We start from the raw sequence: 25,038 nt of genomic DNA on the forward strand, positions 1-25,038 counted from the left end.
CCCAGCGTTTGCGCCAGCTGTCGCGTTCGGCGCCCTTGGTGGTGTAGGCAGAGCCATCTGGTCGGGTGGCGGCTCGCCCAGCCGACGCAGGCCGTGACCGCACGCGGGACCGTAGGCGTGCGTCATCGACGTGGCGACATGCAAGCGAGGGCGGCCGAACGTCCAGCATGCAGAGTCGCTGCCAGCCGTCCGGCCACTGCGTCCGTCAGAGGTTCTTGAGGGTCACTGCGAAGTGGCGGAAGTCATCGCGACTCATGATGACCTTGGGACCGTCGGGGTCCTTGCTGTCGCGGACAGCGATCTGGTCTCCCGCAGATGCAAGTTCCACACAATTTCCACCGTTCTCTGTGCTCAAACTTGCCTTGCACCAGACGGCCCTACTCAGGTCCATCTCGTCGTTCCTCCGGAGCACGCAGTTTAATTTCAGAGGTTCTTGAGAGTCATGGCGAGTCGCTGGAAATCTTTGTGGTTCATGATGAGTTTGGGACCAGAGGGATCCTTGCTGTCACGGATGGCAACGGTACCGGGAACGCTGGCAACTTCTACGCACTCGCCGCCGTTGGAGGTGCTGCGGCTGGCCTTGCGCCAGACGGCCTTACTCAGATCCATCTCATCGTCCATCCGGTGCGCACAGCTTAATCTCAGCGGTTCTTGAGAGTTGCGGCGAGGCGTTGGAAGTCTTTGTGGTTCATGGTGAGTTTGGGGCCAGAGGGGTCCTTGCTATCGCGAATGGCAACGGCACCCGGAACGCTAGCGACTTCCACACATTCTCCGCCGTTAGCGCCACTATAGGACGACTTTCGCCACGCAACCTTGCTCAAGTCCATTTTTTCTCAACAACTTCCCTGATGCGTGCGGTAGATTCGGCTACCGAGTAGGCGAGACCGCGAATCTCTGCAAGTGCCTGGTGTATGAGTTTCAGATGATGGGGCTCCTCTATGGTAACCCCGTGGGGGATGGTCTCGGCATAAGCGACCTCAGATAGATCGTCCATCTTCGCGAGCGTTACCGAGCCGACGTTGCCCAGGTGCTCACCTCGAGATGGCACCACGTGGACCATGAGCCTGTCCGAGACACACGCGATGAGGTGATTGAGTTGTTCTCGCATGATGCCAGGGTTGCCGACTTCGCGGTATAGGACCCCTTCATCCAGGTAGAGGCTGAAAATCGGGGGCGGCGGGACGTCCCTGGTCAGGACGGCCTGACGGGCCATCCGTGCTTCGATCGCTTCTTCGTTGCCTCGCAGGATCGCACCCGCGTACGACCGGATCTGCACCAGGCCGTGCACTGTAGTCGGCTGCCATGAGGTGAGCATGGCCGCCTCGCCCTCGATTGTGGGCCAGTCGAACCAGCTCGGGAAGGCGACAGCTTCGTCGTTGGTGAGGTCGTCATGAAGGCTGAGGAGGACGCCCCCAGCTCTCAACTCTGGATCCATGATCTCGACGAAGTCGCGTTTGCACCGTTTCTTCCCGCTCTCGACCTGCGAGACGAAGGACGCGGTCTTGCCGGTGCGCTGGGCGACGCGCGCCTGGCTTAACCCTGCACGCTCCCGGTACCGCCGGAACTGCCGGCCGAACGCGGCCAGCGCGGGGGACGTCACTGCACGTCGTCGGGGGGATGCCATGCTCGTCGCTCCTTAACCAGACGGAACCACGTATAACCGGGGAGTGGAAGCCAGCAATGAGATGTTGCGTCTTTCTGGATGTTAACAGTGACTCTGCGTTGATGGGTGTCTTACTGACAGATACGAGAACCCGCATGACCAGAGGTCGTACTGATGCCAACCATTGCTTTCGCGCCGGAGAGACCGGCGCTCGTGCTGGAGCCGACTGATCGGGCGCCCGCCATGGCGCGGCGCTATCTCACCGAGCGGTTCCGGGAACTGGGGCACGCCGACGACTTCGTCGGGCGGCTCGTGGTTACCGAGTTGGTTACCAATTCCTACAAGCACGTCGGTATCGGGCACATCGTGGTCCGGGTCCTCCCGGACGTGCGCGAGCCGCTCACCGTCATCGAGGTCTGGGACGAGAGCACCGCCCCTCCCCTGGTCGGGGGCGGGGACCACGACGCCACCAGCGGGCGGGGGTTGCTGCTGATGTCCGAACTCGTCCACGACTGGGGCGTCCGCCCGCTCTACGAGGAGGGAAAGATCGTATGGGCTCGATGCGCCCGCTGAGGATCCGGGCGGGCCGCCACCTGCTGCGGTGGCGGACCTGGCTGGGCCGCAGGACTGCCATCCGGCACCTGAACCTGCTCGCCGACGCGGTCAAGGCCAAGGGGTACCGGTACGTCAAGCTCTACCAGGCCGACGAGTTCCCCACCCATCCGCCGGTGCTGTGGGTGTTCGCCTTCAGCCCCGACGACCACGTCCGCCTCCCGGTGGAAGTCCAGGCCACGCCCGGCAGGACCTGGGGCTACTACGAGGCCGGACGCGGGAGGCACGGCTACCTGTGTCCCTGCGACGACGTCGAGCACGCCGCCGGCCAGGTGGACGCGCTCCTCAGGCACCGCATGTTCCCCTCCACCTGGTAGCCCGCCGGAGAGTCGGCACGACGACAACAGGGGAGGGTGTCGCCCGGCGCAAGGCGGGTGATCAGCGGGTCTGTGCGGCTACGAGGACCTCGCCGGCCGGGGTGCGGTCGTACAGCACGGACCGTCCGGCACGCCGCCGCCGGATGAGCCGGGCGTCGAGCAGGATCTTGAGGTGGCGGCCCACCGACCCCAGTCCCTGACCGGTCAGGGCGACCAGCTGGGTCGTGCTCTTGGGCGTGTCCAGGAGAACGAGGACGCGCGCCCGCGCGGGTCCCAGCAGCGCGCCGAGCGCGTCGGACACCGGGACCGGATCCCGCTCCGCGAGCACGCCCGAGCACGGGTAGATCACCGCGTACCGGTCGGCCGTCCAGCACAGCCAGCCCACGACGGGGGTGACCGGGACGAACAGCAGGCGTTTGCCCGCGAGGTCCCGGGGCGGGTAGTCGTACTGGTTGGTCTGGAGGCGGCCCTCCCCCAGCCAGCGCATCCCCGGGCTCATCGTGCCGAGTGCGGTGACCCAGCCGCCCTGGCCGAGCAGCCCGGTCCGCGCGACGATGTCGGCCTCGATGATCCGCCTGCGACGGTCCCAGTCCGGCCGGACCGCCGTCGTCCAGATCCACTCCAGCAGGTCGGCGATGCGCTCGGCCAGGTCCGGCCGGTGCAGCCGGTCAGGGACCGGGCCGTCCAGCGCGACCTCCAGGTCCGTGTGCACCTGATCGGCCGGCCATTCGCGGACCTGCGCCAGTTCGTCGTGGAAGGCGGGATTCATCTCGCCGGTGGGCGCCGGCGTGACGAAATCGGCGAGATAGCGGGGACGCAGCGCCGACCGCACCAGCAGCGCGGTGATCGGGTCACCGGCCAGCCGTGCCCGGTAGGCGGGCAGGTGAGCGGCCAGCCACTGGCGCTCCCCGGGGTGCGCGGCCGTCCCCTTCGCCAGGACGATGAGGCACGCGGTGGTCTCCGACAGCGCCGAGACGACGAACCGGCTCTCCGCCAGGGTGTCCGTGCTGATCTGCCACCAGCCCATGTTTCGCCTCCCGGCGAAACATTAACGTGCGCGCCGCCGGGACGGTGAGACTCCCGATCATGCCCAGCACCTATCGAGGGCTGTTCCGCACGCCCGAATTCACCCCGCTGTTCGCCACCGCGTCGACGCATGTGGCGGCGTCGACCGTCAGTGGCCTGGCCCTCGGCACGCTCGTCTACACCGCCACCGGCTCACCGCTGCTGGCCGCGTTCAGCATGTTCGGCCCGTCCCTGGCCCAGGTGGTCGGGGCGACGGCGCTGCTGTCGGCGGCCGACCGGCTGCCGCCGCGCGCCGCGATGACGAGCCTGTCGGTCACCTTCGGGCTGGGCACCGCCGTGCTGGCCGTCCCCGGCCTGCCGCTGTGGGCCGTCTTCGCGGTGATCATGTTTCTCGGGCTGGCCGGTTCGGTGGGCGGCGGCGTACGGTTCGGGCTGCTCAGCGAGCTCCTCTCCGGTGAGGGCTACCTGCTCGGCCGCTCGGTGCTGAACATGTCCGTCGGAGTGATGCAGATCGGCGGGTTCGCCGCGGGCGGCGCCCTGGTGGCGGTCCTGTCCCCGCGCGGAACGCTGCTGGCCGGCGCCGCCCTCTACCTCGCCACGGCGCTCGTCGCCCGGTTCGGGCTGAGCCGCCGCCCCGCACGCGCCGCCGGGCGGCCGTCCATCACCGCGACCTGGCGGACCAACGCGTGGCTCTGGTCCTCGCCGCCCCGCCGGTACATCTACCTGGCCCTGTGGGTGCCCAACGGCCTGATCGTCGGCTGCGAGGCGCTGTTCGTCCCCTACTCGCCGCAGCACGCGGGCCTGCTGTTCGCGTTCGCCGGCGCGGGGATGCTCCTCGGAGACACCGCGACCGGCCGGTTCGTCCCGCCGGCGTGGAGGCGGCGGCTGGCCGCCCCGCTGCTCCTGCTGCTCGCCGCGCCGTACCTCGTCTTCGCGGCGCACCCGCCGTTCGGCCTCGCCGTGGCCGTCATCACCCTCGCGTCGATCGGCTACTCCGCCTCCCTGCTCCTCCAGGACCACCTCATGGCCCTCACGCCCAGGGACGTCCACGGGCAGGCACTGGGGCTGCACTCCGCCGGCATGGTCACCATGCAGGGCGTCGGCGCCACCCTCGCCGGAACGGTCGCCCAGTACGTCTCGTCCGCCACCGCGATGGCCGTCATGGCGGCGGGCTCCATCACGGTCACCCTGCTGCTGACCCCTGGGCTGCGCGGTAAGCCCCGGACCATCCCGGAGCAGCCGTCCGGGGCCGACCGAGAGGAATACCACGCGCGAACAAGTGCCCCCGAGATGCCGCCGAGTGTTTCCTAGGTGATGGACTGGGTGTTCGGCCTCGCGCGGCGCCGCCTGGGGCGGACGAACGCACCGTGCGGCTCGGGAGAATGCTCACAGCGGTCTTCGGAAGGCAGGAGTCGATATGTCCACACCCGTGTGCGTCGTTCTTGGGGCCGGGCCCGGTTTGGGGCTCGCCGTCGCCCGGCGGTTCGCCGCCGAGGGGTATCACGCGGTGCTGGCCGCGCGGCTGAGCGAACATGCCGAACCGCTGGCCGCCATGCTGCGGGACGAGGGGCACGGCGCGGAAGGGGCGGGTGTCGACCTGACCGACCCCGCGGCCGTCCACGACGTGATCGGCGGAATCGGGGAACGGCACGGCCGGATCGACCTTCTGCACTTCAACCCCAGCGTGTGGCGGGAGAAGGACCCGCTGCACCTCACCGTCCCCGAACTCCTTGAGGACGTGGCGCTCGGGGCCGGGGCGCTGCTGCCCGCCGTGCAGGCCGCGCGGCCGTTCATGCGGGCCGGTGCCCGGGTGCTCGTCACCGGGTCCGCCGCGGCGGACACGCCGTTCCACGGCGCCGCGTCGCTGGGCGTCCAGAAGGCCGCCGTGCGCAACCTCGTCACCAGCCTGGACGCCACCCTGGCGCCGGACGGGATCCGCGCGGTCGCGGTGCAGGTCAACGGTGTGCTCGGCAAGGAGGGCCCGTTCTCGCCGGCCCCGATCGCCGACGCCATGTGGCGGGCCGTCGCCAGGCCCGACGGCGAATGGACCCCGCACGTCCCCTACGACGGCTGACGCGGGGTGCCGGCCGCCGCCTCCGGGGTGAACCGGTCCGGGTCGAACCTCTGCGAGTCGGGCCAGTACTCGGGGTTCATGTGGACGGCCCAGAACGGGTAGAAGATCGTGCTACGCGGCGTGGCCCGCAAAGCCGGCTAGCCCCACCCGGTCCCGGTCGGCGGCGGGTTGTCGCGTCCGCCGCCGTCCGGGCGCGGGCCGGGGTCAGCTGAGGACGGCGTTCAGGCGCTCCTCGCGCAGGCGGTCGGCCCACGAGTTGTCCAGCGGCTGCAGCTCCGAGCCGACCGCCCAGCCGAGCAGCAGGTCGGCGAGGCCCGGGTTGCGGACGAGGGCCGGGCCGTGCATGTAGGTGCCAAGGACGCGTCCGCTGTAGGCGCCCTCGAAGCCGTCACCGGAACCGTTTCCGACGCCGTGCACGACCTTCGCGAACGGGCGGACGTTCTGGCCGAGGTGGGTGACGCCCTGGTGGTTCTCGAAGCCGGTGATGCGCGGGACGTTCAGCTCGGCCGCGACATCGCCGACGATCTCGCCGACGGCGCGCTGCTCGCCGCGTCCCGAGCGGATGTCGAGGAGGCCGAGGCCGGGGACGGGCTGGCCCTCCTCGCCGCCGAACTCGTGGCCGAGCAGCTGGTAGCCGGCGCAGACGGCGAACACGACCGCGCCCGACTGGACGGCGCGGGCCAGCCCGCCGTCGCCCCGCAGCCGCTGCGCCGCGAGGATCTGCGGGCGGTCCTCGCCGCCGCCGAGGAGATAGATGTCACCGTCGGCGGGGACGGGCTCGTCGGAGCGCAGGTGCACGGTCTCGGTCGGGATGCCGCGCAGCGCCGCGCGCCGCTCCAGGACGATCGTGTTGCCCTGGTCGCCGTAGGTGCTGAGGAGGTCCGGGTAGATCCAGACGATTTTGATGCGGTCAGACGACACGGCCGTACCTCGTTCGGATGGTCTGGAAGGCGGTGTAGTTGGCGATCACGTCCAGGTGTCCGGGCGGGACGGCCATGACCGCCTGGTCGATGTCGTCCACGACGGTGAAGGACACCTCGGCGGCCTCCAGCCGGGCGGCGAGGTCGATGCGGCGTTCGCCGGTGACCCACACGGGACGGCCCCGCAGGATGCGGTAGTCGACGTCCCACAGCCAGGACGTGTCGCGGCCGTCGGGGCCCTGCGCGTTGACCGACAGGGCGACGGGGCCGGGCGCGGGCTGCAGGACGTCGAACGCCTCCAGCCACCCGGCCGGGTTCTTCGACAGCAGCAGCCGGATGGAGCGCCCCTCGTGCTCGACCGTGGTGTACCGGCCGGCGACGGACGTGACCTGCGACAGCAGCGGAAGCGCCTGCTCGGGCGGGACGCCGAACTGCGCGACGACCGCGAGCGCGATCAGCGCGTTCGAGCGGTTCGCGCGGCCCGGCAGGGACAGGCCGGTGAGCGAGTAGGACCGCCCGTCGGGGGCGGTGATCGTGTCGCCCCTCAGCGTCCAGTCGGGCCGGGGACGGGCGAACGTGCACTGGCGGCAGCGCCAGTCGCTGTCCTCGTCGGTGTCCTGCCGGTCGAGGGGGCCGCCGCACTCGGGGCAGCACCAGGAGTCCTCGCGCCAGTGCTGGCCCGCGGCGACCCACGTGACGCTCTTGGCGGTGGACGCGCCCCAGGTGACGAGCGGGTCGTCGCAGTTGGCGATGACGTGGCTGGTCGGGGACGCCTCCAGGGCGCGGCGCCACTTGCCGGCCAGCAGCCAGATCTCGGCGGCACGGTCCATCTGGTCGCGGCTCAGGTTCATCAGCGCGACGACGTTCGCCCCGGTCTCCTTCAGGACCATCGGGACGTACTTCTCGTCACACTCCAGCACGCCGTAGCGGGCGGACGGCGCGGACGCGAGCGCGGACACGTGCCCGGTCGGCATGTTCGCGCCGAACGCGTTCGTGGCGACCTCGCCCAGCGGCGTCATCGCCGAGGTGATCAGCCGGGTCGTCGTCGTCTTGCCGTTGGTCGCGCTGACGAGGACGAGCTTGCGGTCCTTCGCGAGCCTGGTCAGCAGTTCGGGGTCGAGCCGCAGGCCGACCCGACCGCCGATCACCGAGCCGTCCCCGCGGCCCGCCATTCGGGACATCTTGGCGGCCGTACGACCGAGCGCGACGGCCAGCTGCGAACGCAGCGGAAGATCGCTCATGGACTCCGTCTTCTCTGGATGCGCCGGGAAACCGCTCCGAGCCTAGCCGCTGAGCGCCCCGCTCGCGGCGCGCCCGCCGGGTTCGGGGGCGTCCCGCGGCGGCGCGGCGTCCAATGTGTGCATCATCACAAGGAGTCCGGTAAACCACCCGGAGGAATCTTGACCGATACCGACATGTCGTGATTCGGTGCGACCTCCGACTGCGGGGTGCCAGATTTCCAGCCACGCCTCCGAGAACGGCGGCACCCACTACTTTTGTCGGTAGCCCTGCTGGTTCGCGGGGAAACGAGCCCGTCTCTGCCGGCGGGCCTGGATCGCAAGCGTGGCATAGCGGCTATAAGGCGAGGTCTGAGCGATGCAGTGTCCGACGTGCGGTAATGACACGCCTGGGACGCTCGGCAAGTGTTCACACTGCGAGGCGCCGATCGACGTGTACTCGATCGGGCCCGCCGTTCCACTGGCGGCACCCCTCGCGGACCCGGCCACGTTCGGCACCGCCGAGGCGCTCGGCGAGCAGACGATGATGGTGCCGCCGCCCACACCGTCCTGGGCACCCGGCCCGCAGCCGCCCGTGCCGCCGGATCTCGCGATGCCGCCCCTGCCCGCGGCACCCCCGCCCGCCGCGTCCCAGCTCCCGGTGTCCCAGCCCGCGGCGTTCCAGCAGCCGTCACCGCAGTCGGCGGCGACCGGGCCGCAGGCGCCGCCTCCCTTCCCGCCGTCCGCGGAGCCGTCGGCGGCGACGCCCGGCACCGCGTCCCCGCTGCCGCCCGTCGATCCCGACGACACCGCGGCATGGACGTTCAACCCCGACGAGGACGATTCCGGCTCGTTCGGGACCGTTCCGCCGCCGGCGCCCGCGTGGGGGAACGGGCGGCCGGCGCTGCCCGCGAACGAGCGGCCCGCGCTGCCGGCGCCCGCGGACCCCGCGCCCCCGTCGTTCGGCCTCGCCCCGCAGCCCGAGCCGAGGGAGTCGATCGTCCCGGATTCGTGGTTCGCACAGCCCCGCAAGCCCGACGAACCGGACGCAGACGCGACCCAGGTGTGGGGGCAGCAGGGCGCCGCGCAGCCGCCCGCCTTCCAGGACGCGGACGCCACCCAGATCGCCCCCGGCCCGATGATGGGCCCCGGTCCCGGCCCGCAGGGCTTCGGCGGCGACCTCGACCAGACGCGGATGGATCCCGGCGCCCCCATGGGCGCTCCCCCGATGGGCGGGCCCGGCATGGCGCCGATGGGCGCTCCGATGGGCGGCGCTCCGATGGGGCCGGGTGACCCCGCGTACGGCGGCTTCCCGCCGGCGCAGCGGCCGCCGAAGAGCGGCGGGACGAGCAAGCCGCTCATCGCCGCCGTCGCCGCACTCGTCACCGTCGCGGCCGGGGCCGTGGTGTTCGTCGCGTGGCCGTCCGGTGACGGCTCGTCCGCGGGCACGACACCGACGCCGTCGGCGTCCAGCACTCAGGTCGCGCAGAAGAACACGATCCCGGCCGCGACGAAGCAGCAGGCCGCGGCAATGAACGCGCTCCTGAACGACAGCGTCGACACCCGCCGCATCCTCGCCGGCGCGCTCGGCCGGGCCGGCAAGTGCAAGACGCTGCCGCAGGCCATCCAGGGATTCCAGACGGTCGCGCAGCGCCGCCAGAACCAGTTGCGCCGCACCAGCCGGCTCCAGCTCGACAAGCTGGCGAACGGGGAGCGGCTGCGCGGCTCGCTGGCCCAGGCGCTGACCGCGTCACTCCAGGTCGACCAGGTTCTGCTGCAGTGGGCGCAGGCGAACCAGCGCAACTGCCACGGCAAGCCGCGGCCGAGCGCCGCGCAGGTGCCCGGCCGAGCCGCCATCGAACAGCGCGCGACGACGGCGAAGAAGCAGTTCGTCGTGCTGTGGAACCCGGTCGCGAGGAAGACGGGCCAGCCGCAGCGGAGCTGGAAGCGGGTGTAACGGCCGATTACGGTCGGGTTCCAAGCCACGTGGAACCGCCCCGGCGCCGGGGTCACGAAGTATCTTGTGAGCGTTCGAAATCACGGGGTCAGGGAGCGTCATGCGGTGTCCGAACTGCGGGACCGACACCGGCACGTCGTCGCCTCGCTGCATGCGCTGCAACGCACCCCTCCCGCCGCCCGGTGCGCCCCCACCCGGCGGTGACGCGACGGCCCGCGACCCGCTCGGCGAGGTGCCCGTCCCGCGCGATCCGCTGCCGCCGCCATGGGAGAACCCCGTCCCCTGGGATGTGCCGTCCGACTACACGACGCCCATGCCGCCGTCGGAACAGCGGTCCACTCCGCTGTCCCCCGAGCCGTGGTCGGAACCGGCGATCTGGCAGCCGCCCGTGCAGCCGAAGAAGAGCCGCCTCCCGTACTTCCTGGGCACGGCGGGCGTCGTCCTCCTCATCGGGGTGGCGCTCGGGATCGTGTTCTGGCCGAGCGGGTCGAACACCCCCACGCCGCCGCCCGCGGCCACCCAGCCGTCCACCCGGCCGGTGGAGACCGCCGGGACGCAGACCGAGGACACCGGTGACTTCGACACCCAGGCCAAGGCCGTGAACGACCTGCTGGACGACATGCACTCGACCCGCACCGACCTCGGCACGGTCGTCACCGAGGACTGCCCGGTCAGCGGGCTGGAGAGCGTCCTCGACGCGCGCCAGAGCCAGTTGGAGAAGGCCCGCGAGCTGGAGGTGGGCGCGCTCGACAACGGCACCCAGATGAGGGACGCGCTGGTCCGCGCGCTGGAGGCGTCGACCGAGTCGAACCGGCGCTACCTGGACGTCGCGCCCGGCTGCCCGTCCGAGGGCGAGGTCGCGGACGTCAACCAGCGGGCGAGCAGCGCCAAGAGCGAGTTCATCGGCTACTGGACGCCGATCGCCGAGCGGGCCGGCCTCCCCGCCCGCGGCGAAAGCGACATCTGACCGGGTCAGCCCAGGCCGAGGGCGGTTCCGAGCGCACGGACGGCCTCGGCCAGCGCGGCCACGCCGCCGACCCGGCGTCCGAGGCGCGCGAGCGCGCCCTCCATCCGCTCGGGGTCGGGGTCGCCGGAATCCGCCTCCTCGCGGACGTCGGCGAGGTCGCGGCGCGCCCTGGCGGGCTCGGCGAGTTCGGCGGCGTGCGCCTCCAGCAGCCGCTCGACGCGGGCGAGGGCGTCCGCGGCGTCGCCGGGCGGCCCGGCGCCGATCCGCTGGTTCTGCGTGACGTTCTCGCCCGCCGCGACCTGCCCGGAGACGCGGGCGTTGCCGCCGATCCTGATGCCCCGGTCACCGTGCTCGCTCATGCGCCCTCCAGATGCCGTCGGGGGTTGACGCGGTTCATGGGTTGACGCGGCCGGGGCCGCCCTGCCGCTGGTCGATGCGCTTGCCCCCGGCGACCTGACCGTTCACGGTCCCGCCGGTGATGATGACGCCCTCGTTCATGATGACGCCGGCCTGCGTCCGGTACGCCGACACGTCGATGCCGCACTCGTCCCCCAGGTAGTCGAGCAGCGCCTCGTTGACGCGCCACTCGATCAGCCGCGTGTACTTGTCGGCGTCCATCTCCTGGACGTAGGTGTCGAAGTCGGCGGCGGCGCACAGCTCCCGGACGCTGATCCGCGCGCCGTAGTCGTGCACCATCCGGCGCGCGGAGTCGTGCGCGGACGCCGCCGCGATCACGCTGCGGACCGTCGCCCAGCAGGTCGCGACCGTCCGGACGCCGGGCAGCAGCATCCCGCTGAGGACGGTGCGCCACCCGTGCTTGAAGGCGTAGAAGAGCTGGGTCGCGGTGCTCCAGGTGGGCAGCAGGTCCACGATGCGGAACTCGCGCCGGACGGGCGGCAGCACGGTCGCCGCGAAATTCCCGTACAGCATCCGGCCCTCGACCGCGAGATACACGAAGGCGGTGAGGGAGATGTCCTGTTCCTCGGCGGCCGCGACGACGCGGCCGTCCCGGCTGAGGACGGCCTGCCCGTGGGCGCCGACCGTGATGCGCTGGAAGCAGCGGATGTGCGACTGCGGATGCCGGACGAGCGCGTCGACGGCCTCCGGCGTGGCCATCGAGAACGGGCATCCGTGCGCCGGGTCGATCAGCGGGTGCGGCGGCATCGAGGTGGCGATCGCCGGGTCGGCGGGACGCATCCGCTGCACGCTCTCGCCACGCCCGGCGATGTGCATGCCGGTGAGGAGCGCGGTGATCCGCTCGTTCGGCGGCAGGTCCTCCAGGCCGGCGGTGTGCTCCCCGGTCGGGCGCTCGTCCCGCATGGCGTGGAGCCGGTCCCGCACCCGCATGTGCATGACCATCGGGTCGACGCGGGACGGCCCCGCGGCGTCGTCCCCGTGCTTGACGAGGTCGACCCGGCCGGAGGCGGGACGGTCCAGTTCCAGCACGATCGACCATGCCCGCGCCCACGGCGAGGTGAGGTCGCCCGCGCCGATGAACGGGTTCGTCCCCGAGTGCAGCGTCACGTTGCCGCGCTGGGCGGAGCGGACCCGCGTCACGACCTTCCCCGCGCGTTCGCCGAACGCGCGCGGGCCCGGCCCGGTCGCGCCGGGTGCGAGGTCGCGCGCGAGGACGGCGTAGACGGCGGCGAGATGGCCGATGACCGTCATGCTCAGGGCGAGGGTCAGCATGATCAGGCTGGGGACGGCCAGATCCGTCTGGAGCAGTTCCAGGGCTCCCTTGTCCTGCTCCAGTTCGTGGGTGGTGTAGCCCGCATTTTCGACCAGCTGTGCACCGACCACGGGGACCACGGCGGCGGCGACGACCACCCCGACCGCGTTGACCGCCACCCAGCCGACGAGCAGCCGCATCCCCGGGGAGAGCCGCCGCCATGGGATCGCGTAGAAGGCGGAGAGGACCAGCGCGAACATGAAGAGGCCGACGGCGATGAGCGGCAGGAGGATGAGCGCGACCGTCCAGATCCCGCAAAGGACGAGGTCGCGGATCAGCCGGTAGCGGCGTGCCCGCAGCGCGTGCAGGATCACCGGTTCCAGGTCGAACCCGAAGGACGGGACGACGGCGCGGTTCTCGTCGTCGAGGAACTCGGAGATGACCCGATCGCAGATCCGCCGGTCCAGGTAGACGGCGGCGCACAGGTAGCGGGTGGTGTTCTGCAGCGGCTGCTGCGCGGCCTCCGCGGCCGTCTGCGCGTGGTGGAAGAACGGCGCGCCGCCCGGAGTGTCCTGCTCCACGGTCATGACGACGAAAATATCCGGATGATCACCCTGACAGGTGGAACGGAACCGAGTTGTGATCCGCTGGCCACACCCGGTCACGGCTCGGCGGGCTCTCCGGGGGTGCGGGGCTGGCCGAGGAAGGGGAGCCCGGCGGAGGGGTCCTCGAAGGGGGCCACGAAACGCTCGAACCAGCTCAGGACGGGTTCGAGCCATTCGGTGACGCGCATCGTCCCGGCGACGTGCTCCACCTGCTCGTCCTCCTCGAAGCCGATCGTGACGACGGTGAGGTCCTGGTAGAAGCCCGCGTGCTCGTCGTCGCCGTAGAGGGCGGTGAGGGCGATCGGACGGTTGCGCTCCAGTTCCATCGACAGCGGATGGCGGCGCAGGGCGCGCAGGCGGTGGCCGAGCTTGGCGCCCGGCGGCTGCTTGAGACCGGGAAGCGGGTAGTCGAGCGGCGGCGCGGGGGCGTGCTTGTCGGGGACGCCGCCGCCGTAGGGGAACAGGCGGTCCAGCTCGTGCAGCCACTTGACCTGCGGGATCACCCAGGCCGGGCCGGGCGCGGCACCGGGGGCGGCGCCGCCGAGGAGGCGCCCGGCGACCTCGGCGACGGCGGCGGTGAGCTCGGCCGGCGGGTACGCGGTGCGCAGCGACCGGGACCGCCGGGTCACCGAACGTTCCAGGACGGTCGCCAGCGCGCACTCGCGCAGCCGCGGCGCCAGCCGGGACCAGGCACGCCCCAGTTCGGGCGGGACGGCGGGCAGCGGACGGTTCACGACATGCGCCAGCACGAGCGTGTCCGCCCACAGGCGCAGCCAGGTCCAGTCGGGGCCGCCCGCGATGAGGTCGGCCTCGCGCAGCTCGAACAGGGTGCAGGCGCGCCCCGACCGGCATTCGCAGCCGCAGGCGGCCGAGCGGCGGCCGTCCACGGGCGGCGGCGGCCCCGCCAGCTCCGCCTCCCGGCCCTCGCCCAGCGGGACGCGGACGCGCAGCGGGCGGTCCATGCCGTCGGCGAACACGGCCGCGACACCCGGACGCAGCGACACCACCTCGCGGGACTGGTCGCCGTCCAGGTTCATCGCCGCGCCGACCTGGTGCCGGTCGTCGTAGGCGGGCAGCCGGTGCACGACCTTCAGCGCGGTGTTCTTGATGACGTCCGGGACGAGCTTCGTCGGGATCTGCTCGGCGACGATGATGCCCTCGCCGTACGCGCGGATCTCGGCGAGCATCCCGGCGAACAGCTCGACCGCGTGGGAGCTGCCGCGTTCCGGGCCGCGGTTGCGCAGCAGCCGGTGCGCCTCCTCGATCACGATGACGTGCCGCAGCGCCGGACCCGTCGCGCGGTCGCGTTTGCGTTCCCGCATCCGCAGGTGCTCGACGATGCGGATGATGAGCGTCCCCATGAGGAACGCCTTGTCCTCGTCGTTCGCGACGTCCTCGATGGCGAGGACGATGTTGTCGCGGAGCATCCCGCCGATGTCGGCCGGGTGGCCGCCCTCGAAGAACCGTCCCGCCGACCCGATGCGCAGGGACCGGAGCCGGACGTCCACGAACCCCTGCACGTCCGCCATCAGCTCACGCCCGTAGCCGACGTCCTGGATGACCTGCAACGCCGCGTTCTGGAGCTGCTCCAGCGTCGGCACGGCCGGCTCGATGAGCGAACCGGGCACGCCCCCGCCCGTCACGACGTCCCACCCGTTGTTCTCGTAGACGCGCTGCAACGCCTGCGCCATGATCTGCGGGAACGGCTCCTCGGCGTCGAACGCGGCCTGGAACAGCGCCCGCACCATGTCGATGTGCGCCTGCACCGGATAACCGGGCTCGGGCGCGAGCGGGTTCACCGACAGCGGCACCGCCCCCGGATCGGACGGGTTGACGACCGTGACCGGCCCGCCGAGGTCCTGGATGCGTCCCGCCATCGCCGCGTACTCCGACTTGGCGGGCTCGATCGCCAGCCACGGGATGCCCGCGCGGGTCAGCTGCTCCAGCAGATGCCGGACGGTCTGCGACTTGCCGGCGCCCGTCGCGCCGGTCACGAACACATGCCGGTTGATGGTGGAGCGCGGCACGGCGAACCGGCCGACCTCCCGGTCCTGCCCGTCCAGGATGGCGCCCAGCTCGATCTGCGGCTCCCCGCTCACCGGCACCGTCTCGGACGTCACATCGAAGTACCCGGCGTCCAGCACCCGCAGCCCGGGAACCTCGCGCCGCGGCAGCCCGGCGAGCGCCGCCAGCGCCCCGGCCGTCGCGACGAACGGGAACCGCTGCTCCGGCTCGGCCATCGAACGGGCCGGCGCGGGCACCGCCCCCGGAGTCAGCATCTCCGCGAACGACCCGCTCCCATGCCCCGACCTGAGCCGATAGGGATGGTGCCCCAGCTCCATCGACCCGACCAGCACCGGGGCGATCTGCCCGAGCTCGTCCTGCGAAGCGGCGCCCGCGACGACCCGCACCTGCCACAGCCCCGCCTCACGGAACGCGTCCAGCTCGGCGAGCCGCCGCCCGGCCCGGTCGACGGCGAGCCGGGCCTGCTCGTCCTCGCCGCGCCGCAGCATCCGCAGCTCGTGGTGCAGCTCGCGCATCTCGGTGTCGATCTGCCGCTCATCGCACGGGTCGGCGACCACGAACCACCCGAACGGCCGCTCCATCAGCGTGACGAGCGTCGCCTCGAACAGCCCGGGCCCGCCGCCCGCCCCGGCGTGCTGCGGGGCGAGCCGGCCGGGGCAGCGCGTCCACGCCATCCGCTCCGCCCGGCGCAGCCAGCCGTCCCCGATCGGGACACCGCGCGCCCCGCCGGGGAACAGCAACCCGTGCGTCTCCGCCCCCGGCTCCGGGGTGCCGATCGACCCCGCATTGGTGATCAGCTCAAGCGGCGCGCCGCCGCCCGCCGACAACCACCCCACCACGAACGGCCTGCCCAGTCGCGCCGCCGACAGCGCGGCGGGCAGCACGCTGACGAAATCCCACTCGGCGGACGCGACCCGCTCCGGCACCGGGATCGCCTGGATCCGGTACCACGGCCCCGGCAGCACGAACGGCTCCGCCGGGGCGGCACCCATGCTCGGCGGTATACCGGGATTCATCCGGTACGGCGGTCTCGAACCAGACGGCGGAGTCACCCCAGCATCCTTACCAGCCCCCACCGCTCACGCCAACGCCCCGTTAAGAAGACCCCAAATGCCCACCTTTACGCCCCCCACCCGTCCTCAACGCCCCCACAGCCCTTACCGCCCGCCCTCCACCCCGCGGCAACGCATGCCGAGCCGCGGCCCCCGCGATACCCACTCGGCACGGAGCTGCTGAGGCAGGCCAGTCTCTCCAGTGCCTTGTTGCAGCAAATTAAAGCCCTTGACATTAGCGCCGATCCACACACGCTCCGGGACTTTCTTATCACCGATCACTCAAAATGGATTTCAATATATTGACCACACTCTCCGCTTCGCGCCTCTCCTCAATATCCACCCAGCTTTGCCAGAACCATCCGTTAACCGGCAGGGCGACATCCAAGGCGCGCCTGGCCAAGACAGTGAGATCGAAAGCAATGGGCTTAGGCAACCACTCGGAAATACCTGGATAATCTTCATTCCAGGACAGAGACGCACCTGATGGCAGGTTTGCCGCAACCACTGCGGCGGCAGCCACAACTTCCGCAGGAAGCTTCTCAGATTCTGCGGCATCGATGGCGCGATGAAATACACGCTCCAGCACCGCCAAGCGCTGCAGTGAAGCCAGCCGTTCCAGGTCGTCCACAAAATCTTCCGCCGTATCACTGTCAAATGGCCCAGAGCCCCATGCCCCCATCTCGCCCCCTCTATTCTATCTCACTGAAAATATCCACCAAATGGAACCACGATTTCCGGATCACGCCGATTAATCAGCGTGACACCTCGACTCTTGAGCCCTTCCATTACAGTCCGCTCGGTTCGACGTGCGACTACCGGGTCATTCACACCAGGAAGTGAAATTCATGTGACATTAACAACGTTTCCCGGACCATATTCAGCCTTCCTGACTGCATGCTTCGATCGCATTTACTTATTAACTCTCGTCCTCATACTATCGACGCTACTTCCGACATATTTACTTCCGTCATCCATGTGAATCGTATATACACCGGCTTCATCTGGAACATCAAATCTCGTGCCAGGGTTACTAACCTTCCCTGAAGACGGGGTCCCACAAGTCTGATTGTGGACGAGGACTGGCCTAGCCCCTGCCACGACATAGTACGTGTGGGTGTCGGCGATGGTGAGGTTGTGGACGCGCCGGTGGTGGGTGCTCCGGTGCTGGGTGGCGGTTACCTGGACGTAGGTGCCGGCGCTGGTGCGGAGCCACATGCCGGGCTTCAGGTCAGCCGCCTCGCCCCACGCGTTGATGTCACCGGCGACCCAGAAGGGGTGGTTGTCGGTGGCGATGAGCACGCCGCTCTTGGGGCCCTTGGGGTTGAGAAGCTTGGGGCTGCTGGGCTTGGGAGCTTGGCTGGTCACCCAGCCGAGGGTGCCGCCGACTACCACACCCACTCACGAATTGCGGCACGCACCGCCCCGTCCTCCGTAGATAAAACAGCCGAGACCGTAACGGTTGCCGGGGTGGCTATGCGCCGCATGGGCTTAGGCTATCGCCTGCCGCCCGGCTTTATAAGAATCTTGAAGAGCTCTGTGTAACCAACCAGGCTTTGACCGCAACCGGCTGCGCACCTGATGAGACCAGATACCGCAGATGCGACTACTCAGTTACCGAGCAAAGCTTCACTCTCCCCTCGTTACACCTACACCCGAAAGGTTATCTTAGAGTTGCCATCGAACTCAGCAAAGTCCTCATACCTTGGCATGGGCCGACCATCCACAATATCGACGCCACAGAAGTAGCGAGCTCCAGGACTTGCCGAATAAATCAAGTCGATATCCCGAAGTGCGTCCTCTTTGAAGCTGAGCAGCGAAGGCTCAGCACCGCTATACATAAGCATCAGATGACCATGATGCCCCAAGGGCGTCTGATCGGAAAACTCAACGATGTTATTTTCCCAGGAATCGGTCATTACAAACTCGACGTGACCGACAGATCTCCAATCGAGTCGACTCGGAGCCCACGGCTGACTGTTCAGATATTGCTCGAATTCGGCCGAGTAAGACGCGTCCAACTGCAGCGACTCGTGCTCTGACATCCACTGCCTGATGTGAGCTTCTTTGATCTTTGTCTTTTTTTTCATCAAATCATCATGACTGTGGGAAGTGGCTGATAAGACTGAGGTAATCGTCATAGGTGCCACCCCTAACGACGTTAGCCCCGCTCCGCCAGCCACCTGCCGAACGCTTAGCAGCGTCCCTCACCCACCAGTTGAAATGAAAGCCTTTCTCCGGATCATTCGGGTCGAAGTCGATACGCCACCCTCTCAGGCCGTCCGGACTCTGCATACCCGTCACCCGACCCTTCATTGGGCCGATTTCTTGAATGAACGGAACAGCATCGTCCCCCAAGCCGGCCGAATTTCGAGCGGCGTTACGCGCCGCACTTACGCCATCGAAGTGCGCCATGACTTCGCCACAACCGCTGTTGTGGACGAGTACGGATGCGGTGCCCGCCTCCACATAGTACGTGTGGGTGTTGGCGATGGTGAGGTTGTGGACGCGTTGGTGGTGGGTGATCCGGTGTTGGGTGGCGGTGACCTGGACGTAGGTGCCGGCGCTGGTGCGGAGCCACATGCCGGGCTTGAGGTCGGCCGCCTCGACCCACGCGTTGATGTCACCGGCGACCCAGAAGGGGTGGTTGTCGGTGGCGATGAGCACGCCGCTCTTGGAGAACTTGAGGCCATGGAACTTGGGAGAGACACGCTTTGCCGTCTGGTTGGTCATCCACGCCAGGGCGGGAGCATCGCCGTCGACGGTGATTTGGACGAGGTTCTTATCGTCCTTGCTCGTGATCGTTCCCAGGACTGGTTGGGCCCGGGTTTCGCCCGTCTCAGGGTCGGTGGCAAGGACCTTGTCGCCAACCTTGACGTCTTCGATGGGCTTCCGGCCACCGTCGGCCATGAGGACCGTTGTTCCCGGCACGAAACTGCTGCATCCCCCGAGCTTGGAGGGGCCGCTCCTTGGCCCGCCCGCCGGTCGGCGGCCACCGCTGACGCCCGTGATACCGCCTTCCGGCCCCAACGCGGCAAGCTCTGGGAAGCTGCGCATTCCTGCGGAGAGGAACTCCATGCCTGACATGCGTTCGCATGTGAAGCCGCCGATTTTGCAGAGCAGTCTTGCGAAGTTGCCCAGTCTGCCCAGGTCCCCTGGGAAACAGGCATTGCCGTTGGTACCGCAGGTTGGCATGAGTTGCGGGTCCAGAGGGCCTAGGGTGCCTGCATATTTCGTGTACACGAGCCGCAGCATCTTTTGCAGGGCACCGGTGTATGCGATGGAATCCCTGGCGCGAACCACGGTGTCGCCCCACCGGACATTCACTGGCCTGTTGGGTGATGAGGTGAATCCCCGAGGGGGGCTTCCGCAGTCGTGCCCACATCCACCGGTCATCAATGGCTTCTTGTGGCCGACAGGGACGTAGCCCGCGCCGCAGATGTCCGGCGGGCATAGGCCATCGGGGTCGGCGTGGGTGGCCGGGTTGCTGTTGGCATAGGTGTAGCCGTTCATCTGCTGGGGGTCGGCCTGGTCCATGAGGGGGTCGACGGAGACGAAGCGGCCGGTTTCGGGGTCGTATTCGCGGGCGCCGAGGTGGGTGAGGCCGGTGGGGTCCTGGGTGCCGCCGACGAAGCCCTTGTCGTTCGGCCAGGTGGCGTTCTCGTCCATGCCGCGGATGGAGCCGAAGGGGGTGAAGCGGCGGACGGTGGCGGCCTGGGTGGTGGCGTTGACGGCGACTTGGCCGCTGCCCTGGTGGTCGGCGGTGAGGTAGGTGACGGTGCCGTCGGAGGTGCGCATCGCGACGGTCTGGTCGCCGAAGGTGTAGTAGCGGGTGCCGGTGGCGGTGGTGGCGCCGGTCAGGGCGCGTAGCTCGGTGCCGCCGGGCAGGTAGAGGGTGGAGCCGGCGGGGTCGGTGCGGATGAGGCGGTTGCCGTCGGTGTCGTAGATGAAGGTTTCGTCGTTGCCGTTCTCGGTGACCTTGGCCAGCTCACCCTCGGTATCCCACTGCAGGGTCTGGCCGGTGGTGCCTTGGCTGGTTGTGGTGGTCCGGGTGGTGGTATTGCCGGTGGCGTCGTAGCCGTAGGTGTCGGTGCGGTCTCCGGTGGGGCCGCTCTGGGTGACCTGGGTGAGACGGTTTCCCTGACCGGGAGTGGCGTAGCTGTAGGTGCGGGTGGTGTCGGCGACGCCGGCGATGCCGTGGCGGGTTTCGCTGGTGCGGTTACCGGCGGTGTCGTAGCCGAAGGTGTGCCAGTAGGGGGCCGGGCCACCGACCACCGAGGCCGTGGGGTCGGCGGCACAGGGGTCGGTGGTGGCCTGGGTCCAGGCTTGGGTGAGGCGTTGCAGGTGGTCGTAAGTGAAGCATTGGTTGTCGACGCCATCACGGGAGGTGTCGGCAATGGAGGTGATGACGCCAGAGTCGGTGTAGTGGTAGGTGGCGTTGCGGTCGGAGCCGTTGATGCCCTCGCGGAGGGTTTCGGCGGTGGAAAGGCGCTGGGGGCCGTACTGGTAGGAGAAGGTCTGCCAAGCGCGTTTGGGTGCAACTCCGAGTTCGAGGATGGTGGGCTTGCCGGTGGGGGTGTAGACGGTGTCGTTGACGTAGGTCGCGGTGCTGCTGGTCAGGCGGGTAGGCCGCAGCCAGGTGTCGTAGGACTGCACGACGCTTTCGGCGGGCAGCCCGCCGATGCCGGGCAGGCTGTTGCTTTGGACGGTGCCGTCGAGGTTGTAGCGGGTCGAGAAGGTGTAGGCGCCGGCCAGCGCGCCCTGCTGCGTGGGGATGTTGATGGTGGTGGCCTGCACGCGGCCGAGGGTGTCGTAGCCGCGGATCTGGCTGGTGTACTCGGCACCGTCGACATGGCGGGTCGCGGTCGCCGGTTTGCCCTTGCCGCGGGTCACGGTGTCGTAGGTGAAGGACGTCAGCAGCGGCCCGTCGGCCGTGCCCTCGTGAGTGGCGGTCTTGCGGTCCAATCCGTCGTAGGTGGTGAACACCTTCTTGCCGCGGGCGTCGGTGGTGGAGGTGAGGCGGTCCAGGTCGTCGTAGGTGAAGGTGGTGGTGCCCTTGTCGGGGTCGGTCGTCTGGACCTTGCGACCGCGCAAATCGTAGGTGGTGGTGAAGGTGTTGCCGGACGGGTCGGTGACCGAGGCGATCTGCCCGGCGGGGGTGTAGGTGTAGCGGGTGGCGTCGTAGTCACCGGTCGGGGTGGACGCCTTGTACTGGCGACGTTCGATCACCTGGCCATGGGCGTTGGTGATCTGCGCGGTGGGGGTGCCGCCGTCGGGTGGGGTGACCGAGATCCGGTCACCGCCGCCGTAGGCGTAGGTGGTGCGCCACAGTTCCTGCTCGGGCTGCGACCCGTTGCCCTTGGTGAGCTTCTCGACGGTCTTGCGTCCCAGCCCGTCATATTCGGTGCGGGTCTGGGTCTCCACGTTGCCGGGGGTTCCGACCCCGAACAGGGTCGGCTCGGGGGCGCCGGTCGCCGGGTAAGCGGCGTAGGACTTGATGACCTGACCGCGGTCGTCGTAGAAGGTGTCGGCGATCAGGCGGCCGTCCGGGGCGGGGACCTGGGTCTGCCGGGATCGCAGCCACCCGTCCAGCAACTCGATCCCGGCCACGCGTTGCCCGCCGGTGGCGGTGAGTGCCTTGGTGGTGACCGTGACGATCTGCCCGTCGGTCACCTGGTACTGGAACTCGTGGTTGGGGCTCTGGCCGTTGGCCTTGGACCGGTCAGGTAGCCACACCTTCCGCAGCCGGCCCAGCCCGTCATACACCAGGTCGGTGTTCAGCCCGTTGGCGTCGGTGGTGCGGGTCGGCTGCCCCCATGCCGGATCCAGCTCTTCGGTGGTGGTCAGCGCCGTGGACACGTCACCGGACGTGGCGGGCGGCGTGGTGGTCTGCACCTTGGTGGCCAGACCCTGGGTGTCGGTGTAGGCGGTGGTGGTGGCCTGTCCCAGCGCATTCGTCACCTGTGTGACCCGGCCGAAGGCGTCGTAGACGGTGGCGGCCTGCGTCACATACTGCGGCGTGGTCCCGTCATAGTCGGCCAGGTTTTCGACCTTGGTGATGTTGCCCTTGGACGGGCCGTCACCGAAGGCGCCGTTGTCGTAGTAGGTGCGCGCGTCGGAGAGGACCTGCGCGGGCCGGTCGGGGGTGACGGTGCAGGCGACTGCGACGGTCTCCACACGGGAGGGGAAGTTCACCATCCACGCAGCGGTGTTGTCGGCGTAACTGGTGCGCGTGCACTTGTCATCGGCGCCGGTGGCGGTATCACCGAGGTCGTTGATGGAGGTGACCCGGCCGACGCCCGGGCCAGAACCGGCGTACTCGGTGTCGGTCTTGGTCTCGGTCCATCCGCCGCCGTCCTTGGCCGTCCAGGTACGGGTGGTGTCGGTGTGGACCACGTTGGCGGCGGTGGTGCCCCAGGAACGGGTCCGTGAGGCGGTCTGGACCCGCCACGGCGTATTCACCGTCTTGCTGTGGACGCTGCCGCCGGGTTCGGTGTACTGGACGGTTTTGAGGGTGAACCCGGCCAGCGCGTCATGGTCGGTGTAGGTACCGCCCTCACCGTCGGAGACGGTGACAGACTTGGTTCCGCCGGCCTTGGACTCGCGGTCCCCGTCCATCCCGCGCATGAAGTACGCGTCCGCCTGGGTGGCGGGAGCGGCGGGGTCTCCGGTGAAGGTGCGGACGTGGCCGTATCCGCGCCACTGCGACCAGGTCTTGTTCTTCTCCTTGGTTAGCCCGTCATCATCGTCGAAATGCCAGGCCGCACCACCCACGTACTCGTACTTGGTGGCCATGTCGGGGGCCAGCCCGGTGCGGTCTGTCTGGATCACCGACGTCACCACGTACTTGTGGAACCAGTCGGTGATCGGGTCTTCCCTGCCGGGCGGCGTCCAGATCACCGGCATGCAGCGGGTGGTGTTGGTCTCCGGTGTCGGCAGATTCGACAGGGAGCAGTCCGGGTCGGAATAGGCGACGTCGATCTGGCCGCCAGACTCGTCGTAGATGGCGCCGAGCCGGTAACGGATATAGGGCAGGATGTCGTCACCGGTCTTGTCGAGCCGGTTCGGCAACTGGACATGGTTGAACGTCACCTTCGGCAACGTCACCGCACCGCCGTCATCGGTGGCGGCGTGGCCGGTGTGGACGATCTCTTTCAGCAGCAGATCCCGCTCGACGTCCGCCAGCCCCCATTCGTGGTCCATCGACCACGAGTCCACCGGCCGGTACCCTGACCCGTCCGCCGTCAGGATCTGGGTCGTGACCTTGGTGAGGCGTTTGCGGGACCAGAACGTCGGAGCGACCGTCCCGTGAGTGTCCTTGCACTCCTGCCCGGCGTCGCAGTTCAGGTCCCAGGGGACGTCCCACCAGTAGTCCGGGTTGGTTCCGATTTTGGACGGGTCGCAGTCGAAGGTCGCGTCCGGGATACAGCGCTCGGAGGTGGTGAAGGAGACCTGCGCGGGTGCCTTGGCGAACAGCGCGTCCTTGCGCAGCCCATAGGAGATCGTCTTCAGATAGCCGCCGCGGACGTACGGGGTCTCGTCCTCGGGTTTGAGGTTGCGGCCGTAGTGGTTGATCTCCTTGCCGTAGGTGTAGTTGACGGCGTTGCCGGACGGGTCGACGACATAGTCCAGGTTCCAGCGGTATGCCTGCTGGCACCACGAGTCGGCGAAGCTCGCCTCGTGGCACGGTTCACCGGAGTCGTCACCGAACACCGGCGTAGTCCACGTCGAATCGGTCTCCGGCTTCCCGCTCGTCCAGCCCGGCAGCCGGTTCAGCCCGAAGAAGTACTGCGTGCCGTCGGTCGTGGTGACCTTCCAGTACTCCCCGTCGTTGTCGCCGTTGCCGGTGGAGGAGCTGGTGAGCTTCTCGAACTTGGTGCCGTCGTCTCCCTTCATCCGCCACGTGCCGTCGGAAGCCTCGATCAGCTCCCCGCCCTTGCCGTTCCACGTGACCGTCGCGTTGTCGTACCCCCAGCACTGATCGCCTGGCGAGTTGCCATACGCGTCCTTGGGTGCCCCGTCGTCCTCACAGGACTTGTAACGCCGCTCGATGTAGCCGGGCCACAGATCGAAGCCCTCACCGACCCACGACGGCTGGCCGTTGGTGTTGGCGGTCCGGCCGTCCACACTCGCCGAGGAGTAGGAGAGCGCGACCTCCGGAGCCAGCTCACCGGGTACCGGCGGCACCCGCATCGGGTACGACCAGGTGAAATCTCCGGAATTGCCACCGGCGTTCCATGTCGCCGACGCCTCCAAAGAAGTGGCCTCGTAGTCACCCTGGGAACTGCCGGAGCCGGCGGTGGCGACCAGCAAAGTCGCACTCTGACCCGTCGCGGCCGTCGGGGAACCCGACGGGGCGGCCTCGACGTCGGCGGTCAGCGTCTTGGCCGCCGCGTCATTGCCTGCCGTCACGGGCTTGCCCGCCCGGCATTCCGGCTTGTCCGGCGTGGTCAGGGCGCATTGCGGCAGTTGCGTGAGCCGTAGCCGCGCACCGAAGGCACCACCGAACGCCTGCGCGAACCCCGAATAGTCCAGCCGTACCTTCACCCGGCCCGGTGCGACGGTGTCCGTGCGGGCCACGGTGAACGCCAGACCGTCCACTCCGAGCGTGCGGCTGGTCTGCTGGTCCAGCACCTGAACCCGCACCCGTCCCGCTGCCGGCACGGCCCTAGCGGATCGTGGCTGCTTGCCGGGCGGCAACACCTGCACAGGCAGCTTGCCCACCCGCGTCCCAGCGCCCTTCCCATCGGACGGGACGTCGACCTCGGCGGCCCCCGGCTTCGGCCATGCCGCCTTGGCGGCGGGCCCGGGCTTGACGGGGTCAGCCTTGCGCTGCCGGACCTTCAGATCACGACCCGGAACCTGCTTCTCATGGTTCGCGACCTTCGGGCGATGCGAGTTCGGCGGGTCGGCAAGCGCCGGTGGGACCGACACCAGCCCGGCCGGCATCGCAACCGCCAGCACGGCCGCGACCAGAGTCACGGCCCGACGCGA

General features: G+C 69.1%; 21 protein-coding genes. 6 read left to right on the forward strand and 15 right to left on the reverse strand.

The features are described 5' to 3' along the window. Positions 1-205: 205 nt before the first annotated feature. The 4 genes from AF1_RS02490 to AF1_RS02495 are packed head-to-tail and all read right to left on the reverse strand — an operon-like array spanning position 206 to position 1,624. A complete protein-coding gene (locus tag AF1_RS02490) occupies positions 206-391 on the reverse strand; it encodes a DUF397 domain-containing protein (protein WP_067793270.1) in 186 nt (61 codons plus the stop codon). A gap of 32 nt (positions 392-423) precedes the next feature. Then, on the reverse strand, positions 424-621 hold the full coding sequence (locus AF1_RS32925; protein ID WP_407642175.1) for a DUF397 domain-containing protein: 198 nt from the start codon (positions 619-621) through the stop codon (positions 424-426). A gap of 20 nt (positions 622-641) precedes the next feature. Then, positions 642-827 (reverse strand): DUF397 domain-containing protein, encoded by a 186-nt coding sequence (locus tag AF1_RS32930; RefSeq protein ID WP_084262365.1) that lies wholly within the window; start codon positions 825-827, stop codon positions 642-644. Next, positions 818-1,624 (reverse strand): helix-turn-helix domain-containing protein, encoded by an 807-nt coding sequence (locus tag AF1_RS02495; protein ID WP_084262366.1) that lies wholly within the window; start codon positions 1,622-1,624, stop codon positions 818-820. The genes AF1_RS32930 and AF1_RS02495 overlap by 10 nt, the downstream gene beginning before the upstream one ends. A gap of 153 nt (positions 1,625-1,777) precedes the next feature. On the opposite strand from AF1_RS02495, the gene AF1_RS02500 reads away from it, so the two are divergent. Together AF1_RS02500 and AF1_RS02505 are read left to right on the forward strand one after the other, a co-directional pair. Beyond that, positions 1,778-2,176, forward strand: a complete 399-nt coding sequence (locus tag AF1_RS02500) for an ATP-binding protein (RefSeq protein WP_067793274.1) — start codon at positions 1,778-1,780, stop codon at positions 2,174-2,176. Continuing rightward, positions 2,164-2,532, forward strand: a complete 369-nt coding sequence (locus AF1_RS02505; protein WP_131732343.1) for a hypothetical protein — start codon at positions 2,164-2,166, stop codon at positions 2,530-2,532. The genes AF1_RS02500 and AF1_RS02505 overlap by 13 nt, the downstream gene beginning before the upstream one ends. Before the next feature lie 61 nt (positions 2,533-2,593). Here the strand turns inward: AF1_RS02505 and AF1_RS02510 are convergent, their stop codons facing one another. After that, on the reverse strand, positions 2,594-3,559 hold the full coding sequence (locus tag AF1_RS02510) for an ArsR family transcriptional regulator (RefSeq protein ID WP_067793278.1): 966 nt from the start codon (positions 3,557-3,559) through the stop codon (positions 2,594-2,596). Positions 3,560-3,618: 59 nt separating this feature from the next. On the opposite strand from AF1_RS02510, the gene AF1_RS02515 reads away from it, so the two are divergent. Together AF1_RS02515 and AF1_RS02520 are read left to right on the forward strand one after the other, a co-directional pair. Next, entirely contained in the window at positions 3,619-4,869 is a 1,251-nt protein-coding gene (locus AF1_RS02515; RefSeq protein WP_067793368.1) for an MFS transporter, read from the forward strand. A 106-nt stretch (positions 4,870-4,975) separates the two neighbouring features. Next, positions 4,976-5,632, forward strand: a complete 657-nt coding sequence (locus tag AF1_RS02520; protein WP_067793280.1) for an SDR family oxidoreductase — start codon at positions 4,976-4,978, stop codon at positions 5,630-5,632. On the opposite strand, the gene AF1_RS36970 is transcribed toward AF1_RS02520, so the two are convergent. The 3 genes from AF1_RS36970 to AF1_RS02530 all read right to left on the reverse strand — a co-directional run bounded on the left by AF1_RS36970 (position 5,620) and on the right by AF1_RS02530 (position 7,793). Continuing rightward, positions 5,620-5,763 (reverse strand): cytochrome P450, encoded by a 144-nt coding sequence (locus tag AF1_RS36970; protein WP_207393929.1) that lies wholly within the window; start codon positions 5,761-5,763, stop codon positions 5,620-5,622. The two genes, AF1_RS02520 and AF1_RS36970, sit on opposite strands and share 13 nt — an antisense overlap. Before the next feature lie 73 nt (positions 5,764-5,836). Beyond that, positions 5,837-6,553 carry a type 1 glutamine amidotransferase gene (locus AF1_RS02525; RefSeq protein ID WP_067793283.1) on the reverse strand — a complete coding sequence of 239 codons (717 nt, stop codon included), beginning with the start codon at positions 6,551-6,553 and terminating at the stop codon, positions 5,837-5,839. Continuing rightward, positions 6,543-7,793, reverse strand: coding sequence for a Mur ligase family protein (locus AF1_RS02530; protein WP_067793284.1), 1,251 nt, complete (start codon positions 7,791-7,793; stop codon positions 6,543-6,545). The genes AF1_RS02525 and AF1_RS02530 overlap by 11 nt, the downstream gene beginning before the upstream one ends. A gap of 355 nt (positions 7,794-8,148) precedes the next feature. Between AF1_RS02530 and AF1_RS02535 the strand changes: the two genes are divergently transcribed. Then, on the forward strand, positions 8,149-9,726 hold the full coding sequence (locus AF1_RS02535; protein ID WP_131732344.1) for a hypothetical protein: 1,578 nt from the start codon (positions 8,149-8,151) through the stop codon (positions 9,724-9,726). Between the two features lie 151 nt (positions 9,727-9,877). After that, positions 9,878-10,693 carry a hypothetical protein gene (locus AF1_RS34040; protein ID WP_131732345.1) on the forward strand — a complete coding sequence of 272 codons (816 nt, stop codon included), beginning with the start codon at positions 9,878-9,880 and terminating at the stop codon, positions 10,691-10,693. 5 nt (positions 10,694-10,698) lie between these two features. Here the strand turns inward: AF1_RS34040 and AF1_RS02545 are convergent, their stop codons facing one another. The 7 genes from AF1_RS02545 to AF1_RS02560 all read right to left on the reverse strand — a co-directional run bounded on the left by AF1_RS02545 (position 10,699) and on the right by AF1_RS02560 (position 25,026). Then, positions 10,699-11,052: a DUF5955 family protein gene (locus AF1_RS02545; RefSeq protein ID WP_067793289.1), complete on the reverse strand. Its 354-nt coding sequence runs from the start codon at positions 11,050-11,052 to the stop codon at positions 10,699-10,701. 34 nt (positions 11,053-11,086) lie between these two features. Further along, a complete protein-coding gene (locus AF1_RS02550; protein ID WP_067793290.1) occupies positions 11,087-12,949 on the reverse strand; it encodes a hypothetical protein in 1,863 nt (620 codons plus the stop codon). A gap of 74 nt (positions 12,950-13,023) precedes the next feature. Then, positions 13,024-15,984 carry an ATP-binding protein gene (locus AF1_RS02555; RefSeq protein WP_242608585.1) on the reverse strand — a complete coding sequence of 987 codons (2,961 nt, stop codon included), beginning with the start codon at positions 15,982-15,984 and terminating at the stop codon, positions 13,024-13,026. A gap of 331 nt (positions 15,985-16,315) precedes the next feature. Beyond that, positions 16,316-16,726: a DUF4259 domain-containing protein gene (locus AF1_RS32945; RefSeq protein ID WP_084262369.1), complete on the reverse strand. Its 411-nt coding sequence runs from the start codon at positions 16,724-16,726 to the stop codon at positions 16,316-16,318. Between the two features lie 230 nt (positions 16,727-16,956). Continuing rightward, a complete protein-coding gene (locus AF1_RS32950) occupies positions 16,957-17,412 on the reverse strand; it encodes a polymorphic toxin-type HINT domain-containing protein (RefSeq protein ID WP_242608587.1) in 456 nt (151 codons plus the stop codon). 281 nt (positions 17,413-17,693) lie between these two features. Beyond that, positions 17,694-18,134: a hypothetical protein gene (locus tag AF1_RS34045; protein ID WP_131732346.1), complete on the reverse strand. Its 441-nt coding sequence runs from the start codon at positions 18,132-18,134 to the stop codon at positions 17,694-17,696. Between the two features lie 7 nt (positions 18,135-18,141). Then, on the reverse strand, positions 18,142-25,026 hold the full coding sequence (locus tag AF1_RS02560) for a polymorphic toxin-type HINT domain-containing protein (protein ID WP_067793294.1): 6,885 nt from the start codon (positions 25,024-25,026) through the stop codon (positions 18,142-18,144). Positions 25,027-25,038 lie beyond the last annotated feature (12 nt).

Source organism: Actinomadura formosensis NBRC 14204 (assembly GCF_001552155.1).
GTDB lineage: Bacteria > Actinomycetota > Actinomycetes > Streptosporangiales > Streptosporangiaceae > Spirillospora > Spirillospora formosensis.

Excerpts from the sequence above, each read along its gene's own strand:
- AF1_RS32945 (WP_084262369.1), bottom strand. The coding sequence starts at position 16,726 with ATGGGGGCATGGGGCTCTGGGCCATTTGACAGTGATACGGCGGAAGAT.
- AF1_RS02520 (WP_067793280.1), top strand. The coding sequence starts at position 4,976 with ATGTCCACACCCGTGTGCGTCGTTCTTGGGGCCGGGCCCGGTTTGGGG.
- AF1_RS02545 (WP_067793289.1), bottom strand. The coding sequence starts at position 11,052 with ATGAGCGAGCACGGTGACCGGGGCATCAGGATCGGCGGCAACGCCCGC.
- AF1_RS32925 (WP_407642175.1), bottom strand. The coding sequence starts at position 621 with ATGGACGATGAGATGGATCTGAGTAAGGCCGTCTGGCGCAAGGCCAGC.
- AF1_RS02500 (WP_067793274.1), top strand. The coding sequence starts at position 1,778 with ATGCCAACCATTGCTTTCGCGCCGGAGAGACCGGCGCTCGTGCTGGAG.
- AF1_RS02510 (WP_067793278.1), bottom strand. The coding sequence starts at position 3,559 with ATGGGCTGGTGGCAGATCAGCACGGACACCCTGGCGGAGAGCCGGTTC.
- AF1_RS02515 (WP_067793368.1), top strand. The coding sequence starts at position 3,619 with ATGCCCAGCACCTATCGAGGGCTGTTCCGCACGCCCGAATTCACCCCG.
- AF1_RS02505 (WP_131732343.1), top strand. The coding sequence starts at position 2,164 with ATGCGCCCGCTGAGGATCCGGGCGGGCCGCCACCTGCTGCGGTGGCGG.
- AF1_RS02495 (WP_084262366.1), bottom strand. The coding sequence starts at position 1,624 with ATGGCATCCCCCCGACGACGTGCAGTGACGTCCCCCGCGCTGGCCGCG.
- AF1_RS02555 (WP_242608585.1), bottom strand. The coding sequence starts at position 15,984 with ATGGGTGCCGCCCCGGCGGAGCCGTTCGTGCTGCCGGGGCCGTGGTAC.
- AF1_RS32930 (WP_084262365.1), bottom strand. The coding sequence starts at position 827 with ATGGACTTGAGCAAGGTTGCGTGGCGAAAGTCGTCCTATAGTGGCGCT.
- AF1_RS02535 (WP_131732344.1), top strand. The coding sequence starts at position 8,149 with ATGCAGTGTCCGACGTGCGGTAATGACACGCCTGGGACGCTCGGCAAG.
- AF1_RS02490 (WP_067793270.1), bottom strand. The coding sequence starts at position 391 with ATGGACCTGAGTAGGGCCGTCTGGTGCAAGGCAAGTTTGAGCACAGAG.
- AF1_RS34040 (WP_131732345.1), top strand. The coding sequence starts at position 9,878 with ATGCGCTGCAACGCACCCCTCCCGCCGCCCGGTGCGCCCCCACCCGGC.
- AF1_RS34045 (WP_131732346.1), bottom strand. The coding sequence starts at position 18,134 with ATGAAAAAAAAGACAAAGATCAAAGAAGCTCACATCAGGCAGTGGATG.
- AF1_RS02530 (WP_067793284.1), bottom strand. The coding sequence starts at position 7,793 with ATGAGCGATCTTCCGCTGCGTTCGCAGCTGGCCGTCGCGCTCGGTCGT.
- AF1_RS02550 (WP_067793290.1), bottom strand. The coding sequence starts at position 12,949 with ATGACCGTGGAGCAGGACACTCCGGGCGGCGCGCCGTTCTTCCACCAC.